The sequence below is a fragment of the Pseudoduganella sp. OTU4001 genome (genome assembly GCF_038440195.1).
Classification (GTDB): Bacteria; Pseudomonadota; Gammaproteobacteria; order Burkholderiales; family Burkholderiaceae_D; genus Rugamonas.
Genome location: NZ_JASATG010000046.1, coordinates 1 through 23,488, shown reverse-complemented (window position 1 = coordinate 23,488; position 23,488 = coordinate 1). Strand labels below are relative to the sequence as shown.

The following is a 23,488-nucleotide window of genomic DNA, read 5'->3' as shown; positions in this document are numbered from 1 at the left end:
CCGCCGCCCTGTCGCGCGCTGGTCACTCGCCGCGGACAATGCCCTCGCGGCGCGGATCGGCGCCGCCGAACCAGCCGCTCGGCGTGCGCTGCAGGCCTTGCAGGCCGGAGTTCATCTCCACCTGGCGCACCTCGTGGCCGCGCGCTTTCAGCTGGCCCACCACGTCGGCGCTGACTTTGCCGGCTTCCACCTCGGTCGGGCCATTGCGGCTGCCGAAGTTGGGCAGGCTGATGGCCTGCTGCACATTGAGTTTCCAGTCCAGCGTACCGACCAGCACCTTGGCCACGTAGTTGATGATGGTGGAGCCGCCCGGCGAACCGGCGGCCAGTACCAGCTTGCCGGTCTGCTTGTCGAACACCATGGTCGGCGCCATCGAGCTGCGCGGGCGCTTGCCGGCCTGCACGCGGTTGGCCACCGGGCCGTTCTCGTCGACCGAATCCCACGAAAAGTCGGTCAGCTGGTTATTCAGCAGGAAGCCGTCCACCATCTGGCGCGAGCCGAAGGCGTCTTCCACCGACGTGGTCATCGAGACGCCGTTGCCGTAGCCGTCCACCACCACCAGGTGCGAGGTGGATGGCTTGTCCAGCGCGGTGTCGTCGCCCCAGGCCACCTTCACCTCCGCCGGCACGCCGGCGCGGGCACGGCCCATCGACTTGTCGCCGATCAGGGTGGCGCGCTGGCGCAGGTAGGACTTGTCCAGCAGGCCGCTGGCGCCCTTGCCGGGCAGCGGCACGAAATCGGTATCGGCCACGTAGCGGTTGCGGTCGGCATAGGCCAGGCGCTCGGCTTCCGACATCAGGTGGATGGCGTCGGCGCTGACCACGCCGTTGACCGGGGCGTAGTCGCCGATCTTGCTGTTCTCAAGGATGCCGAGGATCTGCGCGATCGCAACGCCGCCCGACGATGGCGGCGGCATGCCGCACACGCTGTAGCTGCGGTAGTCGGCGCACAGCGGCTCGCGTTCCTTGGCCTGGTAGCCGGCGATATCGGCTGCCGTCAGGCCACCGGGATTGGTCGGGTGGCCCTGCACCTTGGCGGCGATGTCGCGCGCGATGCGGCCTTTGTAGAAGGCGTCGGCGCCGCCGGCGGCGATTTCGCGCAGGGTCTTGGCCAGCTCGGGGTTCTTCAGGATGTGGCCGACCGGCCAGGGCTGCTTGTCCTTGTTGAAGAAGTAGGCGGCGGCGACCGGGTCGCGCTGCAGGTAGCGTTCATTGGTCAGCAAAGCGTTCAGGCGCGGGCTGACGGCGAAGCCTTCTTCGGCCAGTTTGATGGCAGGTGCGAACAGCTTAGGCCAGGCCAGCTTGCCGTGCTGCTTATGGGCCAGCTCCAGCATGCGCAGCACGCCGGGGGCGCCGACCGAGCGGCCGCCGACCACACCGTCAGCGCGCGGCAGGGGTTTGCCGTTGGCGTCCTGGAACAGGGTTTCGGTGGCGCTGGCGGGCGCCGTTTCGCGGCCGTCGAAGGAGCGCAGTTTTTTGCCGTCCCAATGCAGCAGGAAGGCGCCGCCGCCGATGCCGGAGGATTGCGGTTCGACCAGGGTCAGGACTAATTGGGTGGCGATGGCTGCATCGACGGCGCTGCCGCCTTGTTTCAGCATCTGGTAGCCGGCGTCCGTTGCGAGCGGGTTCGCGGCGGCGACCATGTATTTTTGCGCGGACCAACCGGCTTTTTCCTGCCAGCCAGTGGCGATTTCAGGGGCGCGGTTGTCTTGGGCGAGGACGGTGTTGCAGCAGAGGGCTGCGATGGCGAGGGCAATGGCTTTCATTGCTGCATGCTACACCAAAAACCGGTAAGACAGGGTCAGACCCAGGGCCTGCGGCGGCCGCGTGTCAGGGTCAGACCCTTGGGTCTGACCCAGGTTTACCGGGTTTATTTTGGCTGCATACGGATCGCACCATCCAGGCGGATGGTCTCACCATTCAGCATGGTGTTTTCGATAATGGACTTCGCCAGCGAAGCGTATTCGAACGGCTTGCCGAGGCGTGGCGGGAACGGCACCATCTTGCCCAGCGCATCTTGCACTTCCTGCGGCATCCCCAGCAGCATCGGGGTCTCGAAGATACCCGGCGCAATGGTCATCACACGGATACCGGAACGCGACAGGTCGCGCGCCATCGGCAGCGTCATGCCAGCCACGCCAGCCTTCGACGCGCCGTAAGCGGCCTGGCCAATCTGGCCATCAAACGCCGCCACGGAAGCGGTATTGATGATCACACCGCGCTCGCCCCACTCTGCCGCTTCGGTCTTGCCCATGGCGTCAGCCGCCAGGCGGCACATATTGAAGGTGCCGATCAGGTTGATGCTGATGGTGCGCGCGAAGGAGTCCAGCGGATGCGGGCCGTCCTTGCCCACGGTCTTGATGGCTGGCGCCACGCCGGCGCAGTTCACCAGGCCGCGCAGGGTGCCCATGGCGGTGGCAGCTGCCACCACGGCCAGGCCGTCCGCCTCGGAGGTCACGTCGCATTTCACGAACTTGGCCGCGCCCAGTTCAGCCGCCAGCTTTTCGCCGGCTTCCGCCTGCACGTCGGCCAGCACGACTTTGCCGCCGTTTTCGACGATCATGCGCGCGGTTGCCGCGCCCAGGCCCGACGCGCCGCCGGTAACGATGAATACTTGATCCTTGATTTGCATATGTTCTCCCCTATTCACTTTACGTTACGTAAACGTCAATCGAGGCGTATTGTACAAGAATCAGTAGCAAGTCATCCATACACCGTTGTTCGAACACACACGTCCCGTCGGGCTGATGACCTGCCCTTGCCCGCCGTGGTAATAGGTGCCGCTGGAGTCGCGGCAGCCGCCCGCGTCACAGATGACGGGAATCGGCGCGCTGGGCCCCGGCAACGGCGCAGTCCCCGCCGGCAGCGCGGGGCGGCCCGCGCGCGGCAGCTGCGCAATCGCGTTCGGCGTGGCTGAAGGGTCGCGCGGCGTCAGCACCGGCGCCCAGGTCAGCGACGGATCGGGCGCAGGCGCAATGCGCGGCGTGGGGGTGATGGCCTGCGGCACCGGGCGGCGCGGCATATTCTTGCGCGCCGGCGCCGTGCGGCAAGGCTCCTGCAGCAGGCGTTTGCCATCCGCGCTCAGGCGGCACTCCGGCAAGCGGCGGTATTCTTCGAGGGATGGGGCGCTGCCGGCCGGGCCGTTCAGCCCAGCGGCCAGCGCCAGCAGGATGGAAAGATTCATGATGCCCTCCGCAGCGTACAAGCATCATACGCCGCAGAGGGTGAAGGCGGCGCGGCTTACTTCGCTGCCGGCGCCTCGGCCGCTACAGGAGCCGCAACGGCAGTCGGCGCCTCGGCCGGGACAGCCGGAGCTGCAACCTGTGGCGCGGCAGCCGCCGGAACGACAGCCGGAGCCACCACCTGTTGCTGCGCCTGCATCGGCGCCATGGTCACCGACAGGATGCCGGTCGCCGGCAGCAGCGGCACCAGCAGCAGCGCCACGATGTTGATGATCTTGATCAGCGGGTTGACCGCCGGGCCGGCAGTATCCTTGTACGGGTCGCCCACGGTATCGCCGGTCACCGCCGCCTTGTGCGCGTCGGAGCCCTTGCCGCCATGGTTCCCGTCCTCGATATACTTCTTCGCGTTATCCCAGGCGCCGCCGCCGGTGGTCATCGAGATCGCCACGAACAGGCCGGTGATGATGGTACCCATCAGCAGCCCGCCCAGCGCACGCGGGCCAAGCAGCATGCCGACCAGGATCGGCACCACCACCGGCAGCAGCGAAGGCCAGATCATCTCCTTGATGGCGGACGCGGTCAGCATGTCGACCGCCTTGTCGTACTGCGGCTTGCCGGTACCGTCCATGATGCCCTTGATATCGCGGAACTGGCGGCGCACTTCCACCACCACCGCACCGGCCGCGCGGCCTACCGCTTCCATCGCCATCGCACCGAACAGGTAAGGAATCAGGCCGCCGATGAACAGGCCCACAATCACCATCGGGTCGGACAGGTCGAATGACATCTGCAGGCTGCGCGACTCCAGCGCGTGGGTATAGTCGGCAAACAGCACCAGCGCCGCCAGGCCGGCGGAACCGATCGCATAGCCCTTGGTCACGGCCTTGGTGGTGTTACCCACCGCATCCAGCGGGTCGGTAATCGCGCGCACCGAATCCGGCATGCCCGACATTTCGGCGATACCGCCGGCGTTGTCGGTGATCGGACCGTAGGCGTCCAGCGCCACCACGATACCCGCCATCGACAGCATGGAAGTCGCGGCGATCGCAATGCCGTACAGGCCGGCCAGCTTGAAGGAGACCATGATCGCCACGCAAACGGCCAGCACAGGCCAGGCGGTGGATTTCATCGACACGCCCAGGCCGGCGATGATGTTGGTGCCGTGGCCGGTGGTGGAGGCTTCCGCGATATGGCGCACCGGGGTGAATTCGGTGCCGGTGTAGAACTCGGTGATGTAAACCATCAGCCCGGTCAGCACGATGCCGACAACCGTTGCGCCCAGCATCTTGTAGCGCATATCGTCGTCAGGCCAGATCATCCAGGTCACCACCACAAAGCCGATCAGCGACAGGCCCGCAGCCCACCACAAGCCGGTGTACAGCGCCGACATGATCTTCTTGCCTGGTTTCGCCTTGACCATCGAGCAGCCGATGATGGAGCCGATGATGGACACCGCGCCCAGCAGCATCGGGTAGATGGCCGCCTGTGCCGGCGCATTGGTGATCATCAGCGCGCCCAGCAGCATGGTTGCGATCAGGGTCACCACATAGGTCTCGAACAGGTCGGCCGCCATGCCGGCGCAGTCGCCCACGTTATCGCCCACGTTGTCCGCGATCACGGCAGGGTTGCGCGGATCGTCTTCCGGGATACCCGCTTCCACCTTGCCCACCAGGTCCGCGCCTACGTCGGCGCCCTTGGTGAAGATGCCGCCGCCAAGACGGGCGAAGATCGAGATCAGGGAAGCGCCGAAGGCCAGGCCGATCATCGGCTTCAGCACTTCATGCACGCTATGGGCAGGATTAGGCGCCGTCGATGCGCCCATGGCGGTCAGCATCCAGTAGAACAGCGCCACGCCCAGCAGGCCCAGGCCGACCACCAGCATGCCGGTGATGGCGCCGCCCTTGAAGGCAACGTTCAGCGCCTCGTTCATGCCCACCGACGCGGCTTGCGCGGTACGCACGTTGGCCCGCACCGACACGTTCATGCCGATGAAGCCGCAGGCGCCGGATAACACGGCGCCGATCAGGAAGCCGACAGCGGTTTTTACATCAATCGCCGCCCCGATGGCGACCAGCAGTACTACGCCTACAATGCCGATGGTGCGGTACTGGCGGGCCAGATAGGCCCCTGCACCCTGCTGGATGGCTGTCGCGATTTCCTGCATGCGGGCGTTGCCCGCGTCCTGTCCAAGAATCCAGCTGCGCGCCCACAGCCCGTAAATTACCGCGAGCGCACCGCACGCAATCGCGAACCACAAACTTGCTGCCATAGATTTGCCCCCTTCTGTTATTAGAATCAAGTGCTACAAAACGAACTCGGTGCAACCGAACTACGTACTGCAAAACTTTGACGCTACACGGCCAGGGGGCCGCGTGGCGGGCGCGCGCGCCCGCAATGACGAAGCGGGCACTAGGCCCGCTTCATTGTGCTGTATTAGCTGGACAGAGCCGCGAATGCACGCTCGCGGATTTCCTCGACTGGACCAACGCCCTCGATCTTGCGGTACTTAGGCGCACCAGGCTGGCCCGATTTGGCCCACTCGCCGTAGTAGCCGAGCAGCACTTCGGTCTGGTTGTGGTAGACGTCCAGGCGTTTCTTGACGGTTTCTTCCTTGTCGTCGTCGCGCTGCACCAGGTCTTCACCGGTGACATCGTCCTTGCCTTCGACTTTAGGCGGGTTGAATTTGACGTGGTACACACGGCCCGAAGCCGGGTGGCTGCGGCGGCCGCTCATGCGTTCGACGATCTGGTCGTCCGGTACGGCGATTTCCAGCACGTAATCAATAGCAACGCCCGCGTCCTTCATCGCGTCGGCTTGCGCCACGGTGCGCGGGAAGCCGTCGAACAGGTAGCCGTTGGCGCAATCAGGCGCCTTCAGTCGGTCCTTCACCAGGCCGATGATGATGTCGTCGGAAACCAGCTGGCCAGCGTCCATCACTTTCTTGGCGGCCAGGCCCAGTTCAGTACCTTCCTTGATTGCCGCGCGCAGCATGTCGCCGGTGGAAATCTGAGGAATGTTGTACTTTTCCTTGATGAAATTGGCCTGGGTGCCCTTACCGGCTCCTGGAGCTCCTAACAGAATGAGACGCATGAATGTTCCTAAACGATTTAATAATAATTTTTTGATGATGCCTTAGCCACCTTGCTAGAAACTTACCACAAAAGTTGAGTTATCCGCCACTTTTGTAGAAAGCCTGTACACGGGCCAGATCTTCCGGCGTATCCACCCCGGCCGCCGGGGCGGAATCGGTCACGTGTACTGCAATCGGGTAGCCATGCCACAGCACGCGCAGCTGCTCCAGGGCCTCGATGCCTTCCAGCGGCGATACTTCCAGCGCCGGGTAGGCTTGCAGGAAATCGTTGCGGTAGGCGTACAGGCCGATATGGCGCAGCGGGACGTAGCCGGCCGGCAAGGCCGACTTATCCGTGGCGAAGGCATCGCGGTGCCACGGGATAGTGGCACGGCTGAAATAGAGCGCTTTTTCCTGCTTATCCAGCACCACCTTCACCACGTTCGGGTTGAAGGCGTCCGCCGCGTCGTGCAGCGGGTGGGCGCAGGTGGACATCGGCACGTCGGCGCCGATGCGGGCTGCCGCGGCTTGCAGCAGTTTTGGGTCGATCAGGGGCTCGTCGCCCTGCAGGTTGACCACTACCGCTTCTGGCGGCAGGTTCATCGCACGCGCCACTTCGGCGATGCGGTCGGTGCCGGACGGATGGTCGGCACGGGTCATGCAAACTTCGACGCCGTGCTGTTCGCAGGCTTCTTTAATAGAGGCGTGGTCGGTGGCGACGATGATACGCGCGGCGCCGGCTTCCTTGGCGCGTTCGGCCACGCGCACGACCATCGGCTTGCCGCCCAGGTCAGCCAGGGGCTTGTTAGGCAGGCGGGTCGAGGCCAGGCGGGCCGGGATAATGACGATAAACGACACCGCTTACTCCGTGGTGTCTGGCAGGGTGCGCGCTTCGTCGGCCCACATGATCGGGATGCCGTCGCGGATCGGGTATGCCAGGCGGTCGCCTTTGCAAATCATTTCCTGGGCTTTTTTGTCGTACTCCAGAGGGCCCTTGCACACAGGGCAGACCAGGATATCAAGCAGGCGTGCGTCCACGTAGTTTCTCCACAATTTGATCGGCCAACGCCGGGTTGATACTGGCGCTGACTGGAACGACCCAGATGCGTGGGTCGTTGCGTAATTCTTCAATTTGCCAGCATTTTACTGCATCCTTCTCCGTCACCAGAATAATGTCGGCCTCGATGTTGGCGAAGGGGCGGTCTCTAAAGTCGTGATGGTCGGGCAGCGGCAGCTCCTGCGGCTGCAGCCCGGCGGCGCGCAGCATGCCGAAAAAGCGTGCCGGATTGCCAATACCCGCCGCCGCGGCCACCCGCAGCCCGGCGCGCTGCGCCAGTTCCGCCAGCGGCACCCGCTCGGCGCGATCCGCCAGGCGCTCCGCCACATCCCCCGCCAGCCGCATCTGCCACGGCGCGCCCGGCGCGCGGGTGGCGCCCGGCGGAGCCACGGCAGCGGCCAGCGCAGGCGTCAGCTCCGGCGCGTTGACCACCGTGAAATCGCGTTTGCGGGACGGCGGCTCGCGCAGCGGACCGGCCGGCAGCGTCCAGCCATTGCCGACACCTCGGCCGTCGAACAGGACAATTTCCACATCCCGCGCCAGGGCGTAATGCTGCAAGCCGTCGTCGGTGACGATCACATTGACCTCCGGGTGGGCCGCCAGCAAGGCCTGCCCTGCCGCAGCGCGCACGCGGCCGACGAACACCGGGCAACCGGTGCGGGCTGCGATCAGGACCGGCTCATCGCCCACCTCGGCCGGCGTAGAGGAAGCGGTGACAGCGCGCGGCGCTGCATCCTTGCTGCCAAACCCGCGCGACACAACGCCAGGCGAAAACCCAGCCGCCCGCAGCGCATCCACTAGCCAGATGGTCAACGGCGTCTTGCCCGTGCCGCCAATAAAGATATTCCCCACAACGACCACCGGCACCGGCAGCCGCTCAGCGCGCGAAACGCCCGCCGCGTATAGTCCGCGCCGCACGGCGGCCAAACCGCGAAACACCAGCGACAGCGGCCAAAGCGCGCACGCCAGCGCCCCGCGCCGCAGCCACTCGCGCGAGAAAGTCGTCTCCAGGGAAGAAGCCATGAATTACTTGGCCTGGGCCGTCTGCGCCTCGAAGGTCACACGTTCGAAGCCGGCGATACGCGCCGCCTCCATCACATTGATCACCATCTGGTGCATCGCGAACTGGTCGGCGTTGATTTTGACGACCGGGTTGCCGCCCTTGGCCGCAGCCTTCATATTCTCGGCCAGGCCAGGCACGTCGCGGAACGACACCGGCGCACCGTTGACGGTGTAGTTGCCCTTGGCATCCACCGTCACGTTCAGGTCATTCGGCTGCTCCACCGCCTTCTCCGCATCGGCGGTTGGCAGCGTAATTTTCAGCTCCGTGAACTTGCTGTAGGTGGTGGTGATCATCAGGAAGATCAGGATCACCAGCAGCACGTCGATAAACGGGATCAGGTTGATCTCCGGATCCTCGCGCTTCTGGCCGCGGCGGAAATTCATCGCCATAGGAGCTATCCTCGCTTACTTGCGGCTGTTGTGGACGATGTCCACGAACTTGACCGCCTGCTGCTCCATGTCGATGACAAAGGAGTCCACCAGGGCGCGGAAGTGGCGGTAGAACACCAGGGTCGGCATCGCGATCGCCAGGCCGAAACCGGTGTTGTACAGCGCCACCGAGATACCGTGCGCCAGCTGGGCAGGATTAGCGCCGGCAGCATTCTGCGAACCGAAGATCTCGATCATGCCGACCACCGTACCGAACAGGCCCATCAGCGGCGCCAGGGTCGCGATGGTGCCCAGGGTGGTCAGGAAGCGCTCCAGCTGGTGCGCCACACCGCCGCCCGCCTCTTCGATGGATTCCTTCATCACATCGCGCGGAGCGTTGACATTACGCAACGCTGCCGAAAGTACAACGCCCAGTTGCGAGGACTTTTCCAGCTTGTCGATGATGTCCGGCGTGATGTTGCCGCTGCGATAAACGCGTACGACTTCTTCCAGCAGGGTCTTGGGGATGATACGGGAACGGCGGAGGTACATCAGGCGCTCAATGATCAGAGCGGTGGCAACGATAGAAGCGATCAGCAGAGGCCAGATTGGCCAGCCGGCGGCCTGGAAAATTGCGAGCAAGACGTACTCCTGTGAAAGAAATCCTAAACGCGCAATGTAGCCTGTTGGAGCTTATCCGGCAAGTGTGTGCATTCTTCACATTTTCTGTGGACAAGATTGTTGGCAAGCCAACTATTGCGCGCTAAGCCCATGATTTCACTATGATTTTTTCTAATGCAAAAATTTTCATCAGCATGGAAGGATGTGGGTTCTGCACATATTCTGTGGACAATATTGTGGGGAATAGCCGCTTTTATATCCTAAGCTATTGATCGGAAAGAGAATTATTCTCAAGCACAAAAAATGCGCAACGGCATTTTTCTGCGGTTCTGGACTTGTGCACTTCCCCACATATTCTGTTGATAAGATTGTGAGCAAAGCCATACTTGAGAGCTAAAGCACTTGATTCTTAAGCACTTTCTTGCCGTGCGCAAAAACTTTGCAGCAACATTTGTCCACTTTGGGGTCAGGAACTAAAGTGGACAATTTTTGCTTCTACACAAATTCTGTGGACAAAATTGTGAGCAAGGCCACGGGATGGGGTGGAAGTCTTTGATTTGGAACAGGAAACCTCTTATGCCTATTTTTTAAGCAGCAGTTTTCCCCACAAATTCTGTGGATAAAATTGTTAGCAAGGGTCGAAAGGGAGTGCCAAGTCCTTGATTTCTAAAATGAAAGTTACCATGCAAACATTTTCATCACGCAAGTTTACCCACTGCTGAGTTCCTCACATATTCTGTGGATATCTTTGTGCGTAACAGCCACCTGCTATGGCAAAGTCCTTGATCTATAAGGAAATTCATAAAATGCCCGCTAATGTAGCATCGCCGATTATCCTTAATAATCATGTGTTTACAAAAAATGCTTGCGATATGAAGTGATGTATGACATAAGCATGACCGCTTTCAAAAAGTGTGGACAGCTTCATGATCAACAGCCCAGAACCGAACCAGGTTATCTCCGTCAGTGCCCTGAACCAGGCCGTTGCGCGCCTGCTGGAGCGCTCTTTCCCCTTGCAGTGGATATCTGGGGAAATCTCTAATTTCACGCGCGCAAGTTCGGGCCATTGGTACTTCACGCTCAAAGATGACGCAGCGCAAGTTCGCGCTGTCATGTTCCGTGGCCGCGCCCAGTACGCGGGCTTTGTCCCGCGCGAGGGCGACAAGGTGGAAGTACGGGCGCTCGTCACCTTGTACGGGCCGCGCGGCGATTACCAGATCAATGTGGAGGCGATCCGCCGCGCCGGCGTGGGTTCCTTGTTCGAAGCCTTCCAGCGCCTGAAGGAGCGTCTGGCGGCGGCCGGGCTGTTCGACCAGGAGCGCAAGCGCGCCCTGCCCTTGTTCCCGCGCACCATCGGCATTGTCACCAGCCCGCAAGCAGCGGCCCTGCGCGATGTGCTGATTGCACTGCGCCGCCGGGCGCCGCATGTGCAGGTGGTGCTCTACCCTACCCTGGTGCAAGGCCAGCAGGCCGGCCCCCAGATCGCGGCCGCCATCGATACCGCTTCGCGCCGCGCCGAGTGCGATGTGCTGCTGGTGGTGCGCGGCGGCGGCAGCATGGAGGACCTGTGGTGCTTTAACGAGGAAGTGGTCGCTTACGCCGTGGCCAATAGCGCCATCCCGGTCGTGTCCGGTGTGGGCCACGAAACCGACTTCACCATTTGCGACTTCGCTGCCGACGTGCGCGCGGCCACGCCGACCGCCGCGGCCGAACTGGCCGCCACGCCGCGCGCCGACTGGCTGGGCTCCCTGCGCGCCGATGCCACCGACCTGCGCCGGGCCATGCGCCGCACGCTCAGCGACGCGGCGCAAACCCTGGATAACCTGCAGCGCCGCCTGCTCAGCCCGACCGCGCGCATCGCCCAGCAGCGCTTGCAGCTGAAGGCTTTGTCTACCGCCATGATGCATGCAACGCGCAACCCGCTGCAACAGTCGCGCTTTACCGTGGACCGCCTGGCTGCACGGCTGGCGGCGCGTAAGCCCGATGCCACGGCGGCGCGCGCGGCGATGGCGGCGCTGCAGCACCGCGCGGGCGCCAGCATGCGCGCCCAGTTGGTGCAGCGGCGCGATGCCCTGAACGCGCTGTCGGCGCAACTGGAATTGCTGAATCCCCAGCGCACGCTGGAGCGCGGCTACGCCATCGTCACCGATACGGCTGGCGCCGTACTGCGCGACCCGGCGCATATCAAACCGGGACAATCCTTGGGCGTGCGCCTGGCGGAAGGCAGCGCCGAAATCGGCGTGGCCTCCGTGCAACCAACGCTGTCCTAGCGTTCGTATTACAATAGTGGCCGTTTCGGCAAAAATAACTTTTCGTCTCAATCAAAAGGAAACATTCATGGAACATACCCTGCCACCACTGCCGTATGCAATGGACGCGCTGCAGCCGCACATCTCCAAGGAAACCCTGGAATTCCACTACGGTAAGCATCATCAGGCTTATGTCACCAACCTGAACAACCTGATCAAGGGCACCGAGTTCGAAAACCTGTCCCTGGAAGAAATCGTGAAGAAGTCCTCCGGCGGCGTGTTCAACAACGCAGCCCAGGTTTGGAACCACACCTTCTACTGGAACTGCATGGCTCCTAACGCCGGCGGCGCTCCTACCGGTGCCGTGGCTGACGCCATCAACGCCAAGTTCGGTTCCTTCGACAACTTCAAGGCTGAATTCACCAAGTCCTGCGTGGGCAACTTCGGTTCCGGCTGGACCTGGCTGGTGAAGAAGGCTGACGGCTCGGTCGAAATCGTCAACACCTCCAACGCTACTACCCCGCTGACCGGCGCCGACAAGCCGCTGCTGACCTGCGACGTGTGGGAACACGCTTACTACGTTGACTACCGCAACGCCCGTCCTAAGTACGTCGAGATCTTCTGGAACCTGGTGAACTGGGACTTCGTGGCCAAGCAATTCGCTTAATCGCCACCTTCTCCAAAAAGCCCACCTCGCTGGGCGCGGCCCAGGCCGCGTTCTGGCTGGTGGGCCTTTTTTCGGATCAAGACATGTCAAAAACGCAAGATCGCATCATCCTCCAGCGCACTGGCGCTCTCGTTTTCGCGCTTGGCATTGTCGAGTTTTACCTCGGCTGGACCAGTGCCCCGCCCGGCACTTTCCGTTTCCAGATCTTCGGCATGCTGATTGGCCTGCTGGTCGTTTTCGGCAATTCGCGCGCGATTTCAGGTGTTCGCTGGCTTGCATGGCTTGCCTTGCTGCCGGCGGCGGTGTTCCTGGTGTCCACTTATGCCTTGCTGCCCGCCAGTTTGCTGCTGGCGCAGATGCGCTTCGTTCCCGGCCAGTTCACCATCGAAGTTGGCAAGCAGCTGCTGGTCGTGGCGGTCGTCATCCTGCTGATCCGCCAGCTTGGCAGTGCACCGGTGCTGGCGGCACGCGCCGCGGAAGGCCGCAAAGTCCGCAATATGCGTATCCCGTTGGCGATCGGCGGCGTGCTGGCGCTCTCGGTTACGATCATGGAGGCCCGCGTCCTCAACAACGCCGACGCGGCAAAAGCCGTGCAGCTGGCGGCTGCGCACGTCGGACCCGGCTACGAGTATTTTACGAACCGTCTGTTCTACCAGTACGGCAAGCAGAACATTGTGAACGCCCGCGTACAAGCCTGGAACGAGCGGGAACTGATCGAGATCCCGGTACGCTGGGAAATGCCATGATCAGATACTGATCACAACCTTGCCAAAGTGGCTGCCCGACGCGAGGTGCTGGTAGGCCTCGCGGGCCTTGTGGATGTCGAACACGCTGTCCACCACCGGCTTGATCTTGCGCTGGGAAACCAGGCGCGCCAGGTCTTCGTGCATTTTGCGGCTGCCGACGTAGATGCCGCTCATGCTCTTGCCGCCGATGACGATGCCGAGCAGCTGGACGCTGGTTTCAAAGCCGCCGCCCAGGCCGCCTATCACGGCCACCTTGCCTCCCATGCCAACCGAGGCGATCGAACGCGCCAGGGTGTCCTGCCCGCCCACTTCCAGCACCAGGTCGGCGCCCTTGCCTTCGGTGGCGCGCAGCACTTCTTCCTGCCATTCCGGCGTCTTGCGGTAGTTGATCAGTACATCGGCACCCAGCGCCCGTGCCCGTTCCAGTTTGGTGTCGCTGGACGAGGTGACAATGGCGCGCAGTCCTGCGGCTTTGGCCAGCTGCAGGGCCCAGATCGATACGCCGCCGGTCCCCAGCAGCAGCACCGTATCGCCCGCCTGCAGTCCGCCTTCCACGAACAGCGCGTTCCAGGCCGTAACGCCGGCGCAGGTCAGCGTGGCGGCTTCTTCGTAGCTCAGATGCTCAGGCATCGCTACCAGGCCATCCTCGTGGATCACCAGCTCCTCCGATAGCGCGCCGGCTCCGCCTGCACCCAGTGTCACGGCCGTTTTGGCCGGATTGGCTTTGCCCTCCTCCCACTCCGGGAAGAAGGCGGTGGCCACGCGGTCGCCGACGCGGAAGCGCGTGACACCGGGGCCGACTTCGATGATCTCGCCGGCGGCATCGGAACCCGGCACCACGGCGCCGGCACCGCTGGTGGGATAGGTGCCATGCGCCACCATCAGGTCGCGGTAGTTGAGCGCAACAGCGCGCACCTTGACGCGGACCTGGTGGAATTGCAGCTCCTGCTTCGGCAGAACAATGTGCTCCAGGCTGTCGATGCCGGCGCCAGGGGTGATTTGGTATGCATGCATTTGGAACTCCTTAAAGGTTGTGGATCAGTGCTGGGAACTATATAGTTTCCTCATATTCCACAGTGGTGGAGTTTCCTCAACAGATTGTCGCCAGAATGGAAACAATATGAATGAACGCCTGCATGGCATCAATGTCTTTGTCCACGCGGTGGAGGCCGGCAGTTTTTCAGCCGCCGCCGTGCGGCTGCACCAGACCCGCTCGGCGGTCGCCAAGACCATCGCGCGGCTGGAGGAACGGCTCGGCGTGCGCCTGTTCCACCGCACCACGCGCAGCCAGAGCCTGACCGAGGCCGGCGAATCGTATTACGAGCGCTGCGTGCGCGCCCTGGCGGAGCTGGACGCGGGCGAGGCGTGCATCGGCAGCGGCCGCAGCGAACCGACCGGGCGCCTGCGCATCAGCGTGCCGGTGCTGTTCGGCCGCCAGTTCGTGGCGCCGCTGATGCTGGAGCTGGCGCGCCGCTATCCCCAGCTGGCGCTCGACATTTCCTTCAGCGACCGCGTGGTGGACCTGATCGATGAAGGCTTCGACATCGGCCTGCGCGTCGGGCCGCTGCCGGACAGCAGCACCCTGGCCGCGCGCCGCCTGGGGCAGCAGCGCATGCTGGTGTGCGCCGCGCCCGCCTACCTGGCGCAGCATGGCCGCCCGGCGCACGAAGACGACATCCCCCAGCACGACGGCATCCTGTATTCGCGCGGCCGGGTGGTAAAGGAATGGGACATCGCGCCGGCCGGCGCCAGGGCGCGCACCGTCATGCCGCGGCAACGGCTGCTGTTCGACGACCTGCAGGCGATCGCAGACGCTGCGGCGGCCGGCATGGGCCTGGTCTGGCTGCCCTGCTGGCTGGTGGCGCCTTACGTCAAGCGCGGCGAACTGGAGGTGCTGTTCGACTGCGGCGAGCTGGAGGCCTCGCAAATGCACCTGGTCTGGCCGCACACGCCCTATATGCCCGCCAAGCTGCGCGTCGCGATCGATACGCTGCTCGAGGTCACGCCGATCTACCTGGCCAGCGCGGAAGCCACGCCGGCCGTTTGACGCCCTCAGGCGCCGCGCTCGGCGTCGTCGCGGCGCCCGCCTTCCCGCTCGGGGATCGATTCGACGTGGTCGACATCGATATCGCCGCCATCCGGCGCAGGCGTGTCGCCGCCGACGCTGGCGCGCTCGCCGGTGCCCTGGCGGTCTGAATCGCTATCCAACTCCGTGTCGCCGGGTCCGGGCGGCGGCGCACCCTGCACGTCGCTGCCTGAGTCGGACGAGTCGCTGGGGCCGAGCGCCCCGGTGCCGTGGCCTTTGCCGATGCTGCGATCCGGGCGCTGCGGCAAATTGTCCGGGTCTAAAGTACTGGTTCCTGTCATGGTGTCCTCCTGTTTCCATAAATTTAACGATTTTGGTGTGCGAGGGGCGCAGTGTTGGAAGATGCCAACACAATTGTTAAACAGTGTTTCTACAAATTTTTATTTGATGGAAACGTTCATCACCGAAATTTAAATTGCTGGTACAAGGTTTTCCCGAGAGGTAGCTTGCAAAAAATACGGAAGCTTTCCTTACATGAGACTTACGTTTGCTGTTTGGTCTAGATCAAAAGGGTATTTACCTTAGGTCAACACTAGTACAATTCAGGCTTGAACAAATTGCACAGGAGTGCCTTCGAGATGAGTAGTTTTGACGCAACCAATAAGCGCCTGAAAAACATTCATACTCGCATCCCGGAATTCCCGGAAGATCTGGTACGCCTGCTGCGCATGACCTATCACGTCCAGAAACGCATGAAGGATCTGGCGAACTCGGTATTGCGCAAGTACGACCTGGTCGATGCCAGCTATATGGTGCTGGCGGTGCTGTATGGATCGGAGAATGAAACTTCGACCGCTTCCAACCTGGGTGAAGCCTGCATGGAAAAGCCGGCTAACCTGACCCGTGTCTGCAACGACCTGGAAGCGCAAGGTCTGATCACCCGTGGCAACCGCCCTGGCGACCGCCGCTGCGTGATGATCACGCTGACCGAAGCCGGCCGCAACCTGATCGAACTGGTGATGCCGGAAGTATGGTCGCGCACCACCCGCGCCTACGAGGGCTACAACCACGACGACATCCGCGTCCAGGAGCAGCTCTTCAAACGACAGCTCGCCAACCTCGAGCACACGATGTAAGAAAATAGCCAGGCAGCAAAACAGGGACGTAACACGTTTTCGCGAAGCGAAAATGTGTTACGTCCCTGTTTTGCTGCCCGGCTATGCTTTTACTTCTGAGGCGAAGTGTGCTTCATCGCGTACCACAGGTGCTGCCACCAGTGTTCGCGTGAGCGCACGCTCAGCAGGCAGGTGCGGTCGATTTCCTCTTTGAATACCTGGTCGCGGCATTCCTTGTTGGCCAGCGCATGGCGCTGGTTCTCGGCATTGACCACCGCCACCACCAGCCAGAACACCAGCCCAGCCAGCACCACCACCAAGGTCCAGGCCAGGTGGTTGACCCAGGTGCGCGCTACCAGGCCGGCCTCGTCTGGGGCCGACTCCCGGAATGCGCGCATCACGCTTTCTTCACGTGGTTCCATTGCTTATTTCTTGGTGGCTGCCGCCTTGGCAACCAGGTAATCCGCCACGGCCAGCGCCGCTACATGGGATTGCATTTCCGGCTGGCCCGGACGGCCTGCCATCGACGGCGAAGTAATGTAGCGGCCATCGATCACCAGGGTCGGGGCGCTGTCCACACCTTTGTACTGGCCGATGATATTGGCCATACGCTTCATTTTAGACTCGACGCCGAAGGATTTATAGACGCTTTCGTACTTGGCCCTGTCGACGCCGGCGCTCACCACAACGGCAGTCACGTCTTCTTCGCGCATCAGGCGCTTGTGCTCAACGTGGATGGCGTTGAAGATCTTCTGGCTTGCCACTTCCGGCATGCCCATCGATTCCAGGGTCACGTGGGCGCGCGCCAGCGGGTCTTTTTCGCTGCGGGCAAAGTGGATGCGGCGGAAATGGATCTTGTCGGCGTTCTGCTTGACCCAGGCGCTAATGCGCGGCTCCAGCGCGAAGCAGTGCGGGCAGGTGTACATGAAGAACTCGACAACTTCAACTTTCTTGCCTGGCGCTTCGGTGCGCACAGGGGTGTCGAGGGATTTCCAGTCAACGCCCTCTTTCGGCTCGGCGGCGGAGGCGCCGGCGGCAGTGAACATCAGGGCGGCGGAGGCAATCAGAAGGCGCAGGAGACGCATGGTGGTCCTTACAGGTGAATAGTAAACGCCGCGAGATTACCATTTTTTGCGTCCCGTGATCAGCCCCGCGAGCCAAATTGGCCTCCACGGGGCTGATTTAAGCCTGCTTTAAGCGCTTAGAAGTCGTAGCGCGCGGACACTTTCAGCTGGCGGCCGCTGTCCGGGTAAATGCCCGAACGGCAACCGAAGGCCTGGCTGTAGTGGTCCTTATCGAACAGGTTGAGCGCGCTCAGCGCCAGTTCCCATTGGCCGAACTTGCGGGCATAGCGGCCGTCGACCGTGGTGTAGGCCGGGATGCGCGCATTGCAGCTGTTGAAGAAGTCGTCGCCGTAACGCTGTTCGGCGACGCGCTGCACGCCGATGTCGGCGCTCTGGCCGTCGCCCGGCAGCCAGGCCAGGCGCGCGGTCACGATGTGGCTCGGCACCAGCGCCAGCTCGCGGCCGGCATACTGGCCGGAACGGAACTTGGCCTGCACGCGCTGGTAATGGCCCAGCACTTGCCAGGCCGGCGCGAAGCGGTAGCTGCCATCCAGCTCGAAGCCCTTGCGCTGGGTCGGGTCGAGGTTGGTGTTGGCGCCGAACATGCCCGCCACCGGGTTGTAGTAGATCTCGTTGTCCAGGTTGTGGCGGAAGATGCGTGCATCAAGCTTGGCGGCGCCTTGCGCGTAGCCGAGGCCGATCTCGGCGTCGTGCGAAACCTGCGTCTCCAGCGGCTTGTTGGCCTGCGGGGTGAACGCATTCTCGTCCGAGGTGGCGACGCGGAAGCTGTGGCCGGCCTTGGCCCAGGCGGTCAGGCCTGGCGCGGCCAGCACGCTGCCCTGCAGCTCCCACGCGTTCTGGGCCTGCTTGATGCTGTAGGTGGCAGAGGTGAACGGCATCGGATCGAAGGAGTCTTTCTCGAACAGTTCGCGGCGCACACCGGCTGCCAGGCGCGCTTGCTGGGCGCCGGCGAATTTCAGCTCGTCGCGCACGTAGAACGCCTTGCTGCGCTGGGTCGCTTCCGCCGCCGAGTAGTCAGCCGTGGTCACGCGGTTCCAGCGGCCGAAATCGAAGCCGGTCACCAGCTCGTTCAGCATGCCGTCGAACTGCGCCAGATGGCGTACGCGCGGCGAGAACTGGGTCTGCTCGCTGTCGTAGGACGAGCGCGACGCGCCCCACGACGCGAAGTAGGCGGCTGCCACGTCCTTCTTGCGATGCGCCAGTTCGGCGGCCAGGTCGAAGGCGCCGACCTTATTCTCCCAGGCGGCGGTGTAGCGGTCGCTGTCCATCTTGCCGAAGTCGTTCGGGGTCTTGGTCTGGCGCGGGTTGGCCTTGAACAGGTCTTCGGTCAGGCTGCCGGCGAAACGCTGGTCCTGGCGCGCGATGTCGGCACGCAGGGACAAGCGGCCGAAGGCGCCTTGGAACTGCACGCCGCCATTGAACTGCTTCTGCTTGAACTCATTGTTGTCGCGGTAGTTGTCGGTGCGCTGCTGGCCGACGGAAGCGTCGATGGCGAAGCCGTCGAAGCCCTGCACGCCGCTCAGGCGCAGGTCGGAGCTGTCGAACTGGCCCAGTTCAGCGAATACATTGCCGCCGCGCGCGCCGGCTTGCGGGCGCTTGGTGACGATGCTGATCACGCCGCCGGTTGCGCCTTCGCCATACAGCACGCTGGCGCCGCCGCGCATGATGTCGATGCGCTCCACCATATCGATCGGGATGGTGGACAGGGTGGCGCTGGACAGCTCGTTCTCGTTCATGCGCACGCCGTCCAGTACGATCACCACGTTCTGGTCGCTGCTGCTGCCGAAGCCGCGCAGGTCGAGCGGGAAGTCCGGGCTGCCGGTCAGGCTTTGGCGGCCGTACACGCCGCCGATCTTGCGGATCGCCTGGTTGACGTCGGTAACGCCGGCGCGGCGGATTTCCGCGGCAGTGATGGTGGTGGCGCCGATCGGCAGCAGCGAAGGATCGCTGGCGAAACGGGAACCGGAGATGACGATGGTCTGGGAATTCTGGGCGACGGCCGGTGCGGCAAAGCACAGGGCGACTGCTGCAGCCAGGGCGCAGCGCGAGGAGAAGATGGTCATGACAAGCGAATAGAAAAAGTATCCGCCTGCGTCCCCGCAGCCGGAATCCACAGAAGTCGCGCCCTGCTCGGGCGCGCTTCCACCTCCCTGGCCGGTATCCGGGCTGGCAAGACTGACCGGGCCACCTTCCTATGCATGCATAGTGGTTTCAGGCGCGGCCTGCCGTCGTTCATGACGGCGCTTGCGTACCGTTGCGGGGGCAGCACATTGCGTTTCCCGTTTAACTGCGTCCATGAACAGGACGCGGGCACCAAGGCGGCGTCATTATACGCTGGTTAAAGTTGGCATAAAAGATTGGCAAGCAACCGACTGTCAGGCTATATTTTCGCGTTGCATAAAATTTAATGGAGACCTATGCGCATCGCACGTTTATTGGCCGCCGCCGTCCTGCTGGGCGGCGCAGCGGTTTCCGCCGGACTATTGGCCGAAGGCGGCATCCCCGGCACCAATCCGGAGCCGGGCAACGGCATCCCGCTGGCGGCGCCCAAGGCAGCCGCCGTGAGCCAGCCTAGCGCCGCCAATGCCTGGGGCGGCATTCGCACCGGCCAGGAAGCCACCTTGTCCGACCGCGTGGTGGACTACAAAATCGAGGCCACGCTGGATCCGGTCAAGCACACCATCGACGGCCGCCAGCAGCTGACCTGGCGCAACCGCAGCGACCAGCCGGTGCGCAGCGTTTACATGCACCTGTACCTGAACGCCTTCCAGAACGCCAACAGCACCTTCCACACCGAGCAGCGCCTGAACGGCGGCGGCATCCGCAACGATGCCCTGAGCAAGGATGGCGAATGGGGCTACATCGAACTGCGCAGCGTGCAGCAGAACGGCGCCAAGGTAGCGTGGACTTTCGTGCAGCCGGACGGCGGCCCTGCCACCGACCAGACCGTGGTGCGCATGGACCTGCCGCAAGCGGTGGCGCCGGGCGCCAGCACCACGCTCGATATCAGCTTCTTCGACCAGCTGCCGCGCGTGATGGCGCGCACCGGCTACTTCGACAGCTTCCACCTGGTGGCGCAATGGTTCCCGAAGATCGCCGTGCTGGAGCTGCCGGGCGAACGCGGCGCCACCAGCGTGCGCTGGAACGCGCATGAATTCCACGCCCAGTCGGAGTTCTACGCCGACTTTGGCAGCTACGACGTGAAGCTGACCGTGCCCAAGGAATACACCGTGGGCGCCACCGGCGAGCTGCAAGGCACGCCGGCCGAAAAGGACGGCAAGCTGACCCACCACTTCGTGCAGGGCGACGTGCACGATTTCGCCTGGACCGCCGACAAGCGCACCGCCAAGCCGCTGACCGATACCTGGACCGGCCCGGGCAGCCCGCAAGTGAAGGTGAGCGTGCTGTTCCCGCCCGAATTCGCCTCCAACGCGGCGCCGGCCATGAAGGCGGCCAAGGACTCGCTGGAATACTTCTCGCGCACGCTCGGCCCTTACCCATACAAGACGCTGACCGTAGTGATCCCGCCGCATAATGCGGGCGAAGCGGGCGGCATGGAGTACCCGACCTTCTTCACCGCCGACAGCTATCCCGACCTGAAAGCCGATACGGTGGCGCATGCTGCGCTGGACTTCGTGACCATCCACGAATTCGGCCACGGCTACTTCTATGGCATCCTGGCCAGCAACGAGTTCGAAGAGCCCTTCCTCGATGAAGGCCTGAACGAGTACTGGAACCACCGCATGCTGCGCGATACCGGCCGCAAGGTGCACCTGACCACGCCGTTCCTGCGCTCCATCGGCTTCGCGCCGCGCATCGACAACTTCGAGTTCGAACGCCAGGGCGTGCCGCGCGACGAGCCGTCCGACCCGCTGGGCCAGAACGCCTACACCCGCCTGCAGGGCATCGGCCCAGTGTATTCGCGCACCGCGATCACCATGCACGACCTGGAAGCGCAGCTGGGCAAGGAAACCATCGAGCGCGCCTTCAAGGAATACTACCGCCGCTGGAAATTCCGCCACCCAAGCGTGGCCGACTTCCGCGAAGTGCTGGCGGAAGTGAGCGGCCAGCGCAAGCTGGTGGAAACCGTGTTCGCGCAGCAGGTGTACGCCACCACGCGCGTGGACGACCGCATTTCCACCTTCACCAGCGAAGAAGTGCTGCCGCTGCCTGGCATGCATATGGACAAGGGCAAGCGCGTCGAACTGAGCGAGGAAGATGCAGGCAAGCAGGCCGACAAGCTGCGCGAGGCCTGGGAAAAAGCGCATCCGGACGCCAAGCCCGGCACCGGTCCTTTCCCCTTCCTGACCAAGGTGACGGTGCGCCGCCGTGGCGCCGACGTGCCGCAATCGCTGGTGGTGACCTTTGCCGACGGCAGCAAGGAAACCGTGCAGTGGGGCGGCGAACAGCGCTGGCATACCTTTGAATGGACCAAGCCGGTGAAGGCGGTATCGGCGCGCATCGACCCCGAAGGCAAGCATATGCTCGACGTGAGCAAGCTCGATGACAGCCGCACCATCAAGAAGGATGGCAGCGCCACGCGCCGCTGGACCTTCGACCTGGCCGCGATCTTCCAGTCCCTGATCTCCCTGATTGCCACCGTATGAAGCTGACTACCAATCTCAAACAAGCCGGCCGCGCCGCCCTGCAATGGCGCCTGATGCTGGTCTGGCTGGCGGCCGTGCTGCTGCCTACCGCCATCCTGGCCCTGCCCTTCTGGAGCGCCTTGTCGTCGATCCTGGACCACTCGGTGCGCGCGCCGGAACTGGCGCGTGCGCTGGACGGCGTAGCCTTCACCGACATCTTCAGCGAAGTGCGCCGCAATGCGGTTTCGCTGCAAGCGGGCGGCCTGGCGGCGCTGGCCCTGACCCTGCTGCTGTCGCCCTTCCTGACCGGCGTGATCGCCACCGCGGGCCGCGCCCAGCAACCCGCCACCATCCGCGAGCTGGTGACCGGCGGCGTGGCGGAATACCCGCGCATGTTCCGCATGCTGGTGTGGGCGGTGGTGCCGATGGGCGTCGCCATTGCACTCGGCGCCGCACTGGCCGAAGCGGCCAGCGATTACGCCGCCAAGGCAGTGCAGGCATCGGATGCGGCGCCCTGGGAGCTGGCGGCCACCATTGGCGCCGCGCTGGTGGTGGCGCTGGCCAACCTGACGCTGGATGCGGGACGCGCCCAGCTGGCGGTCGACCGCCGCCGCACTTCGGCTATCAAAGCCTGGTGGCGGGGCGTCAAGCTGATGCTGCGCCGTCCCGGCGCAATGCTGGGCAGCTATGCCCTGCTGACCGGCGCCGGCTTGCTGCTGGCCGGCCTGCTGGCGCTGGCGCGGCTGCAGGTGGCAGGCAGCAACGCCGTGCTGCTGCTTGCCGCTTTCGTGCTGGCGCAGCTGATCGCGCTGTCGGTGGCGTGGATGCGCGCCGCGCGCCTGTTCGCGCTGATGTCGGTGTCTGCAGCCGATCGCTGAGCGGCGTATAGTGGTGGGCATGACTACTTTGCCCACCTTCTTCCTGTCCCACGGCGGCGGCCCATGGCCATGGATGCGAGAGCACTATGGCAGCGCCTACGACCAGCTGGACGCTTCCCTGCGCGACTTGCCGCGCCAGGCCGGCGGCAAGCCGAAAGCCATCCTGGTCGTCACTGCGCACTGGGAAGGCCGCGACTTCCTCGTCTCGGCGGCAGCCCAGCCGCCGATGATCTACGACTATGGCGGCTTCCCGCCGCATACCTACCAGATCCAGTACCCCGCCCCCGGTTCGCCGGCGCTGGCGGCGCGCGTGGCCGAGCTGCTGGGCGGCCGTGCGCGGCTCGATCATGAGCGCGGCTTCGACCACGGCACCTTCAGCTCCATGTATCCGGCCTTCCCGGATGCCGATGTGCCGATCGTGCAGTTGTCGCTGCGCCAAGGCCTGGACCCGGCTGAGCACCTGGCCGTGGGCCGCCTGCTGCGCCCATTGCGCGACGAGGGTGTGCTGATCGTCGGCAGCGGCTTGAGTTTCCACAACCTGCGGGCCTTCAATGCGGCCGGCGCGGAGGCGGCGCGGCTGTTTGACGCGTGGCTGCGCGAGACCATGGCCTGCGCGCCGGCCGAGCGCACCGCGCGTTTGCTGGAATGGGAACGCGCACCGGCGGCGCGGATGGCGCATCCGCGCGAGGAGCACTTGCTGCCGCTGATGGTGGTGGTGGGTGCGGCCGAGGTCTCGGCCGCCGAGGTGGTGTATCACCAAGACCCCTTCAAGGGCC

The 23,488-nt window shown here is 63.7% G+C and carries 23 protein-coding genes and 1 riboswitch; of the genes, 8 read left to right on the top strand and 15 right to left on the bottom strand.

The features are described 5' to 3' along the window. Window positions 1–22: 22 nt before the first annotated feature. The 10 genes from ggt to AAHE99_RS24965 all read right to left on the bottom strand — a co-directional run bounded on the left by ggt (window position 23) and on the right by AAHE99_RS24965 (window position 9,381). Window positions 23–1,765 (bottom strand): gamma-glutamyltransferase, encoded by a 1,743-nt coding sequence (gene ggt, locus AAHE99_RS25010; RefSeq protein ID WP_342120563.1) that lies wholly within the window; start codon window positions 1,763–1,765, stop codon window positions 23–25. 104 nt (window positions 1,766–1,869) lie between these two features. Further along, entirely contained in the window at window positions 1,870–2,631 is a 762-nt protein-coding gene (locus tag AAHE99_RS25005; RefSeq protein ID WP_342120561.1) for a 3-hydroxyacyl-CoA dehydrogenase, read from the bottom strand. Between the two features lie 60 nt (window positions 2,632–2,691). After that, on the bottom strand, window positions 2,692–3,183 hold the full coding sequence (locus AAHE99_RS25000) for a hypothetical protein (RefSeq protein ID WP_342120560.1): 492 nt from the start codon (window positions 3,181–3,183) through the stop codon (window positions 2,692–2,694). A gap of 56 nt (window positions 3,184–3,239) precedes the next feature. Next, the gene (locus AAHE99_RS24995) at window positions 3,240–5,450 is read right to left on the bottom strand and encodes a sodium-translocating pyrophosphatase (RefSeq protein WP_342120559.1); all 2,211 of its coding nucleotides are present in this window, start codon (window positions 5,448–5,450) and stop codon (window positions 3,240–3,242) included. A 164-nt stretch (window positions 5,451–5,614) separates the two neighbouring features. After that, on the bottom strand, window positions 5,615–6,271 hold the full coding sequence (gene adk, locus AAHE99_RS24990) for an adenylate kinase (RefSeq protein WP_342120558.1): 657 nt from the start codon (window positions 6,269–6,271) through the stop codon (window positions 5,615–5,617). Window positions 6,272–6,350: 79 nt separating this feature from the next. Next, window positions 6,351–7,109, bottom strand: a complete 759-nt coding sequence (kdsB, locus tag AAHE99_RS24985) for a 3-deoxy-manno-octulosonate cytidylyltransferase (protein WP_342120556.1) — start codon at window positions 7,107–7,109, stop codon at window positions 6,351–6,353. Between the two features lie 3 nt (window positions 7,110–7,112). After that, entirely contained in the window at window positions 7,113–7,289 is a 177-nt protein-coding gene (locus tag AAHE99_RS24980; RefSeq protein WP_342120554.1) for a Trm112 family protein, read from the bottom strand. Beyond that, window positions 7,270–8,331 carry a tetraacyldisaccharide 4'-kinase gene (gene lpxK / locus AAHE99_RS24975; RefSeq protein WP_342120552.1) on the bottom strand — a complete coding sequence of 354 codons (1,062 nt, stop codon included), beginning with the start codon at window positions 8,329–8,331 and terminating at the stop codon, window positions 7,270–7,272. The genes AAHE99_RS24980 and lpxK overlap by 20 nt, the downstream gene beginning before the upstream one ends. 3 nt (window positions 8,332–8,334) lie before the next feature. Further along, complete coding sequence (locus AAHE99_RS24970; RefSeq protein WP_342120567.1) at window positions 8,335–8,754, bottom strand: ExbD/TolR family protein; 420 nt, start codon at window positions 8,752–8,754, stop codon at window positions 8,335–8,337. Between the two features lie 21 nt (window positions 8,755–8,775). Beyond that, a complete protein-coding gene (locus AAHE99_RS24965) occupies window positions 8,776–9,381 on the bottom strand; it encodes a MotA/TolQ/ExbB proton channel family protein (protein WP_342120550.1) in 606 nt (201 codons plus the stop codon). Between the two features lie 905 nt (window positions 9,382–10,286). Between AAHE99_RS24965 and xseA the strand changes: the two genes are divergently transcribed. The 3 genes from xseA to AAHE99_RS24950 all read left to right on the top strand — a co-directional run bounded on the left by xseA (window position 10,287) and on the right by AAHE99_RS24950 (window position 13,022). Beyond that, the gene (gene xseA, locus AAHE99_RS24960) at window positions 10,287–11,630 is read left to right on the top strand and encodes an exodeoxyribonuclease VII large subunit (protein WP_342120547.1); all 1,344 of its coding nucleotides are present in this window, start codon (window positions 10,287–10,289) and stop codon (window positions 11,628–11,630) included. Window positions 11,631–11,697: 67 nt separating this feature from the next. After that, a complete protein-coding gene (gene sodB, locus AAHE99_RS24955) occupies window positions 11,698–12,276 on the top strand; it encodes a superoxide dismutase [Fe] (protein ID WP_342120544.1) in 579 nt (192 codons plus the stop codon). A gap of 83 nt (window positions 12,277–12,359) precedes the next feature. Continuing rightward, window positions 12,360–13,022, top strand: a complete 663-nt coding sequence (locus AAHE99_RS24950; RefSeq protein ID WP_342120542.1) for a hypothetical protein — start codon at window positions 12,360–12,362, stop codon at window positions 13,020–13,022. Here the strand turns inward: AAHE99_RS24950 and AAHE99_RS24945 are convergent, their stop codons facing one another. Next, window positions 13,023–14,036 carry a zinc-dependent alcohol dehydrogenase family protein gene (locus tag AAHE99_RS24945; RefSeq protein WP_342120540.1) on the bottom strand — a complete coding sequence of 338 codons (1,014 nt, stop codon included), beginning with the start codon at window positions 14,034–14,036 and terminating at the stop codon, window positions 13,023–13,025. Window positions 14,037–14,142: 106 nt separating this feature from the next. Between AAHE99_RS24945 and AAHE99_RS24940 the strand changes: the two genes are divergently transcribed. Next, the gene (locus AAHE99_RS24940) at window positions 14,143–15,069 is read left to right on the top strand and encodes a LysR family transcriptional regulator (RefSeq protein WP_342120538.1); all 927 of its coding nucleotides are present in this window, start codon (window positions 14,143–14,145) and stop codon (window positions 15,067–15,069) included. Between the two features lie 5 nt (window positions 15,070–15,074). Here AAHE99_RS24940 and AAHE99_RS24935 read toward each other — a convergent pair whose 3' ends face one another. Next, complete coding sequence (locus tag AAHE99_RS24935) at window positions 15,075–15,389, bottom strand: hypothetical protein (RefSeq protein WP_342120534.1); 315 nt, start codon at window positions 15,387–15,389, stop codon at window positions 15,075–15,077. A 297-nt stretch (window positions 15,390–15,686) separates the two neighbouring features. Here AAHE99_RS24935 and AAHE99_RS24930 point away from each other — a divergent pair, with 297 nt between their 5' ends. Then, window positions 15,687–16,184: a MarR family winged helix-turn-helix transcriptional regulator gene (locus AAHE99_RS24930; protein ID WP_342120532.1), complete on the top strand. Its 498-nt coding sequence runs from the start codon at window positions 15,687–15,689 to the stop codon at window positions 16,182–16,184. An 89-nt stretch (window positions 16,185–16,273) separates the two neighbouring features. Here the strand turns inward: AAHE99_RS24930 and AAHE99_RS24925 are convergent, their stop codons facing one another. From AAHE99_RS24925 to AAHE99_RS24915, 3 genes are all read right to left on the bottom strand, one after another. Continuing rightward, the gene (locus AAHE99_RS24925; protein WP_342120529.1) at window positions 16,274–16,585 is read right to left on the bottom strand and encodes a hypothetical protein; all 312 of its coding nucleotides are present in this window, start codon (window positions 16,583–16,585) and stop codon (window positions 16,274–16,276) included. 3 nt (window positions 16,586–16,588) lie between these two features. Then, the gene (locus AAHE99_RS24920; protein WP_342120527.1) at window positions 16,589–17,248 is read right to left on the bottom strand and encodes a thiol:disulfide interchange protein DsbA/DsbL; all 660 of its coding nucleotides are present in this window, start codon (window positions 17,246–17,248) and stop codon (window positions 16,589–16,591) included. Between the two features lie 116 nt (window positions 17,249–17,364). Then, entirely contained in the window at window positions 17,365–19,311 is a 1,947-nt protein-coding gene (locus tag AAHE99_RS24915) for a TonB-dependent receptor (RefSeq protein ID WP_342120525.1), read from the bottom strand. A gap of 72 nt (window positions 19,312–19,383) precedes the next feature. Next, window positions 19,384–19,581, bottom strand: a riboswitch (cobalamin riboswitch). Window positions 19,582–19,665: 84 nt separating this feature from the next. Here AAHE99_RS24915 and AAHE99_RS24910 point away from each other — a divergent pair. The 3 genes from AAHE99_RS24910 to AAHE99_RS24900 all read left to right on the top strand — a co-directional run. Continuing rightward, window positions 19,666–21,855 carry a M1 family metallopeptidase gene (locus AAHE99_RS24910; RefSeq protein ID WP_342120522.1) on the top strand — a complete coding sequence of 730 codons (2,190 nt, stop codon included), beginning with the start codon at window positions 19,666–19,668 and terminating at the stop codon, window positions 21,853–21,855. After that, window positions 21,852–22,712, top strand: a complete 861-nt coding sequence (locus tag AAHE99_RS24905; RefSeq protein ID WP_342120520.1) for a hypothetical protein — start codon at window positions 21,852–21,854, stop codon at window positions 22,710–22,712. The genes AAHE99_RS24910 and AAHE99_RS24905 overlap by 4 nt, the downstream gene beginning before the upstream one ends. 19 nt (window positions 22,713–22,731) lie before the next feature. After that, a partial coding sequence (locus AAHE99_RS24900; protein WP_342120518.1) for a DODA-type extradiol aromatic ring-opening family dioxygenase occupies window positions 22,732–23,488 on the top strand: 757 nt, incomplete at its 3' end.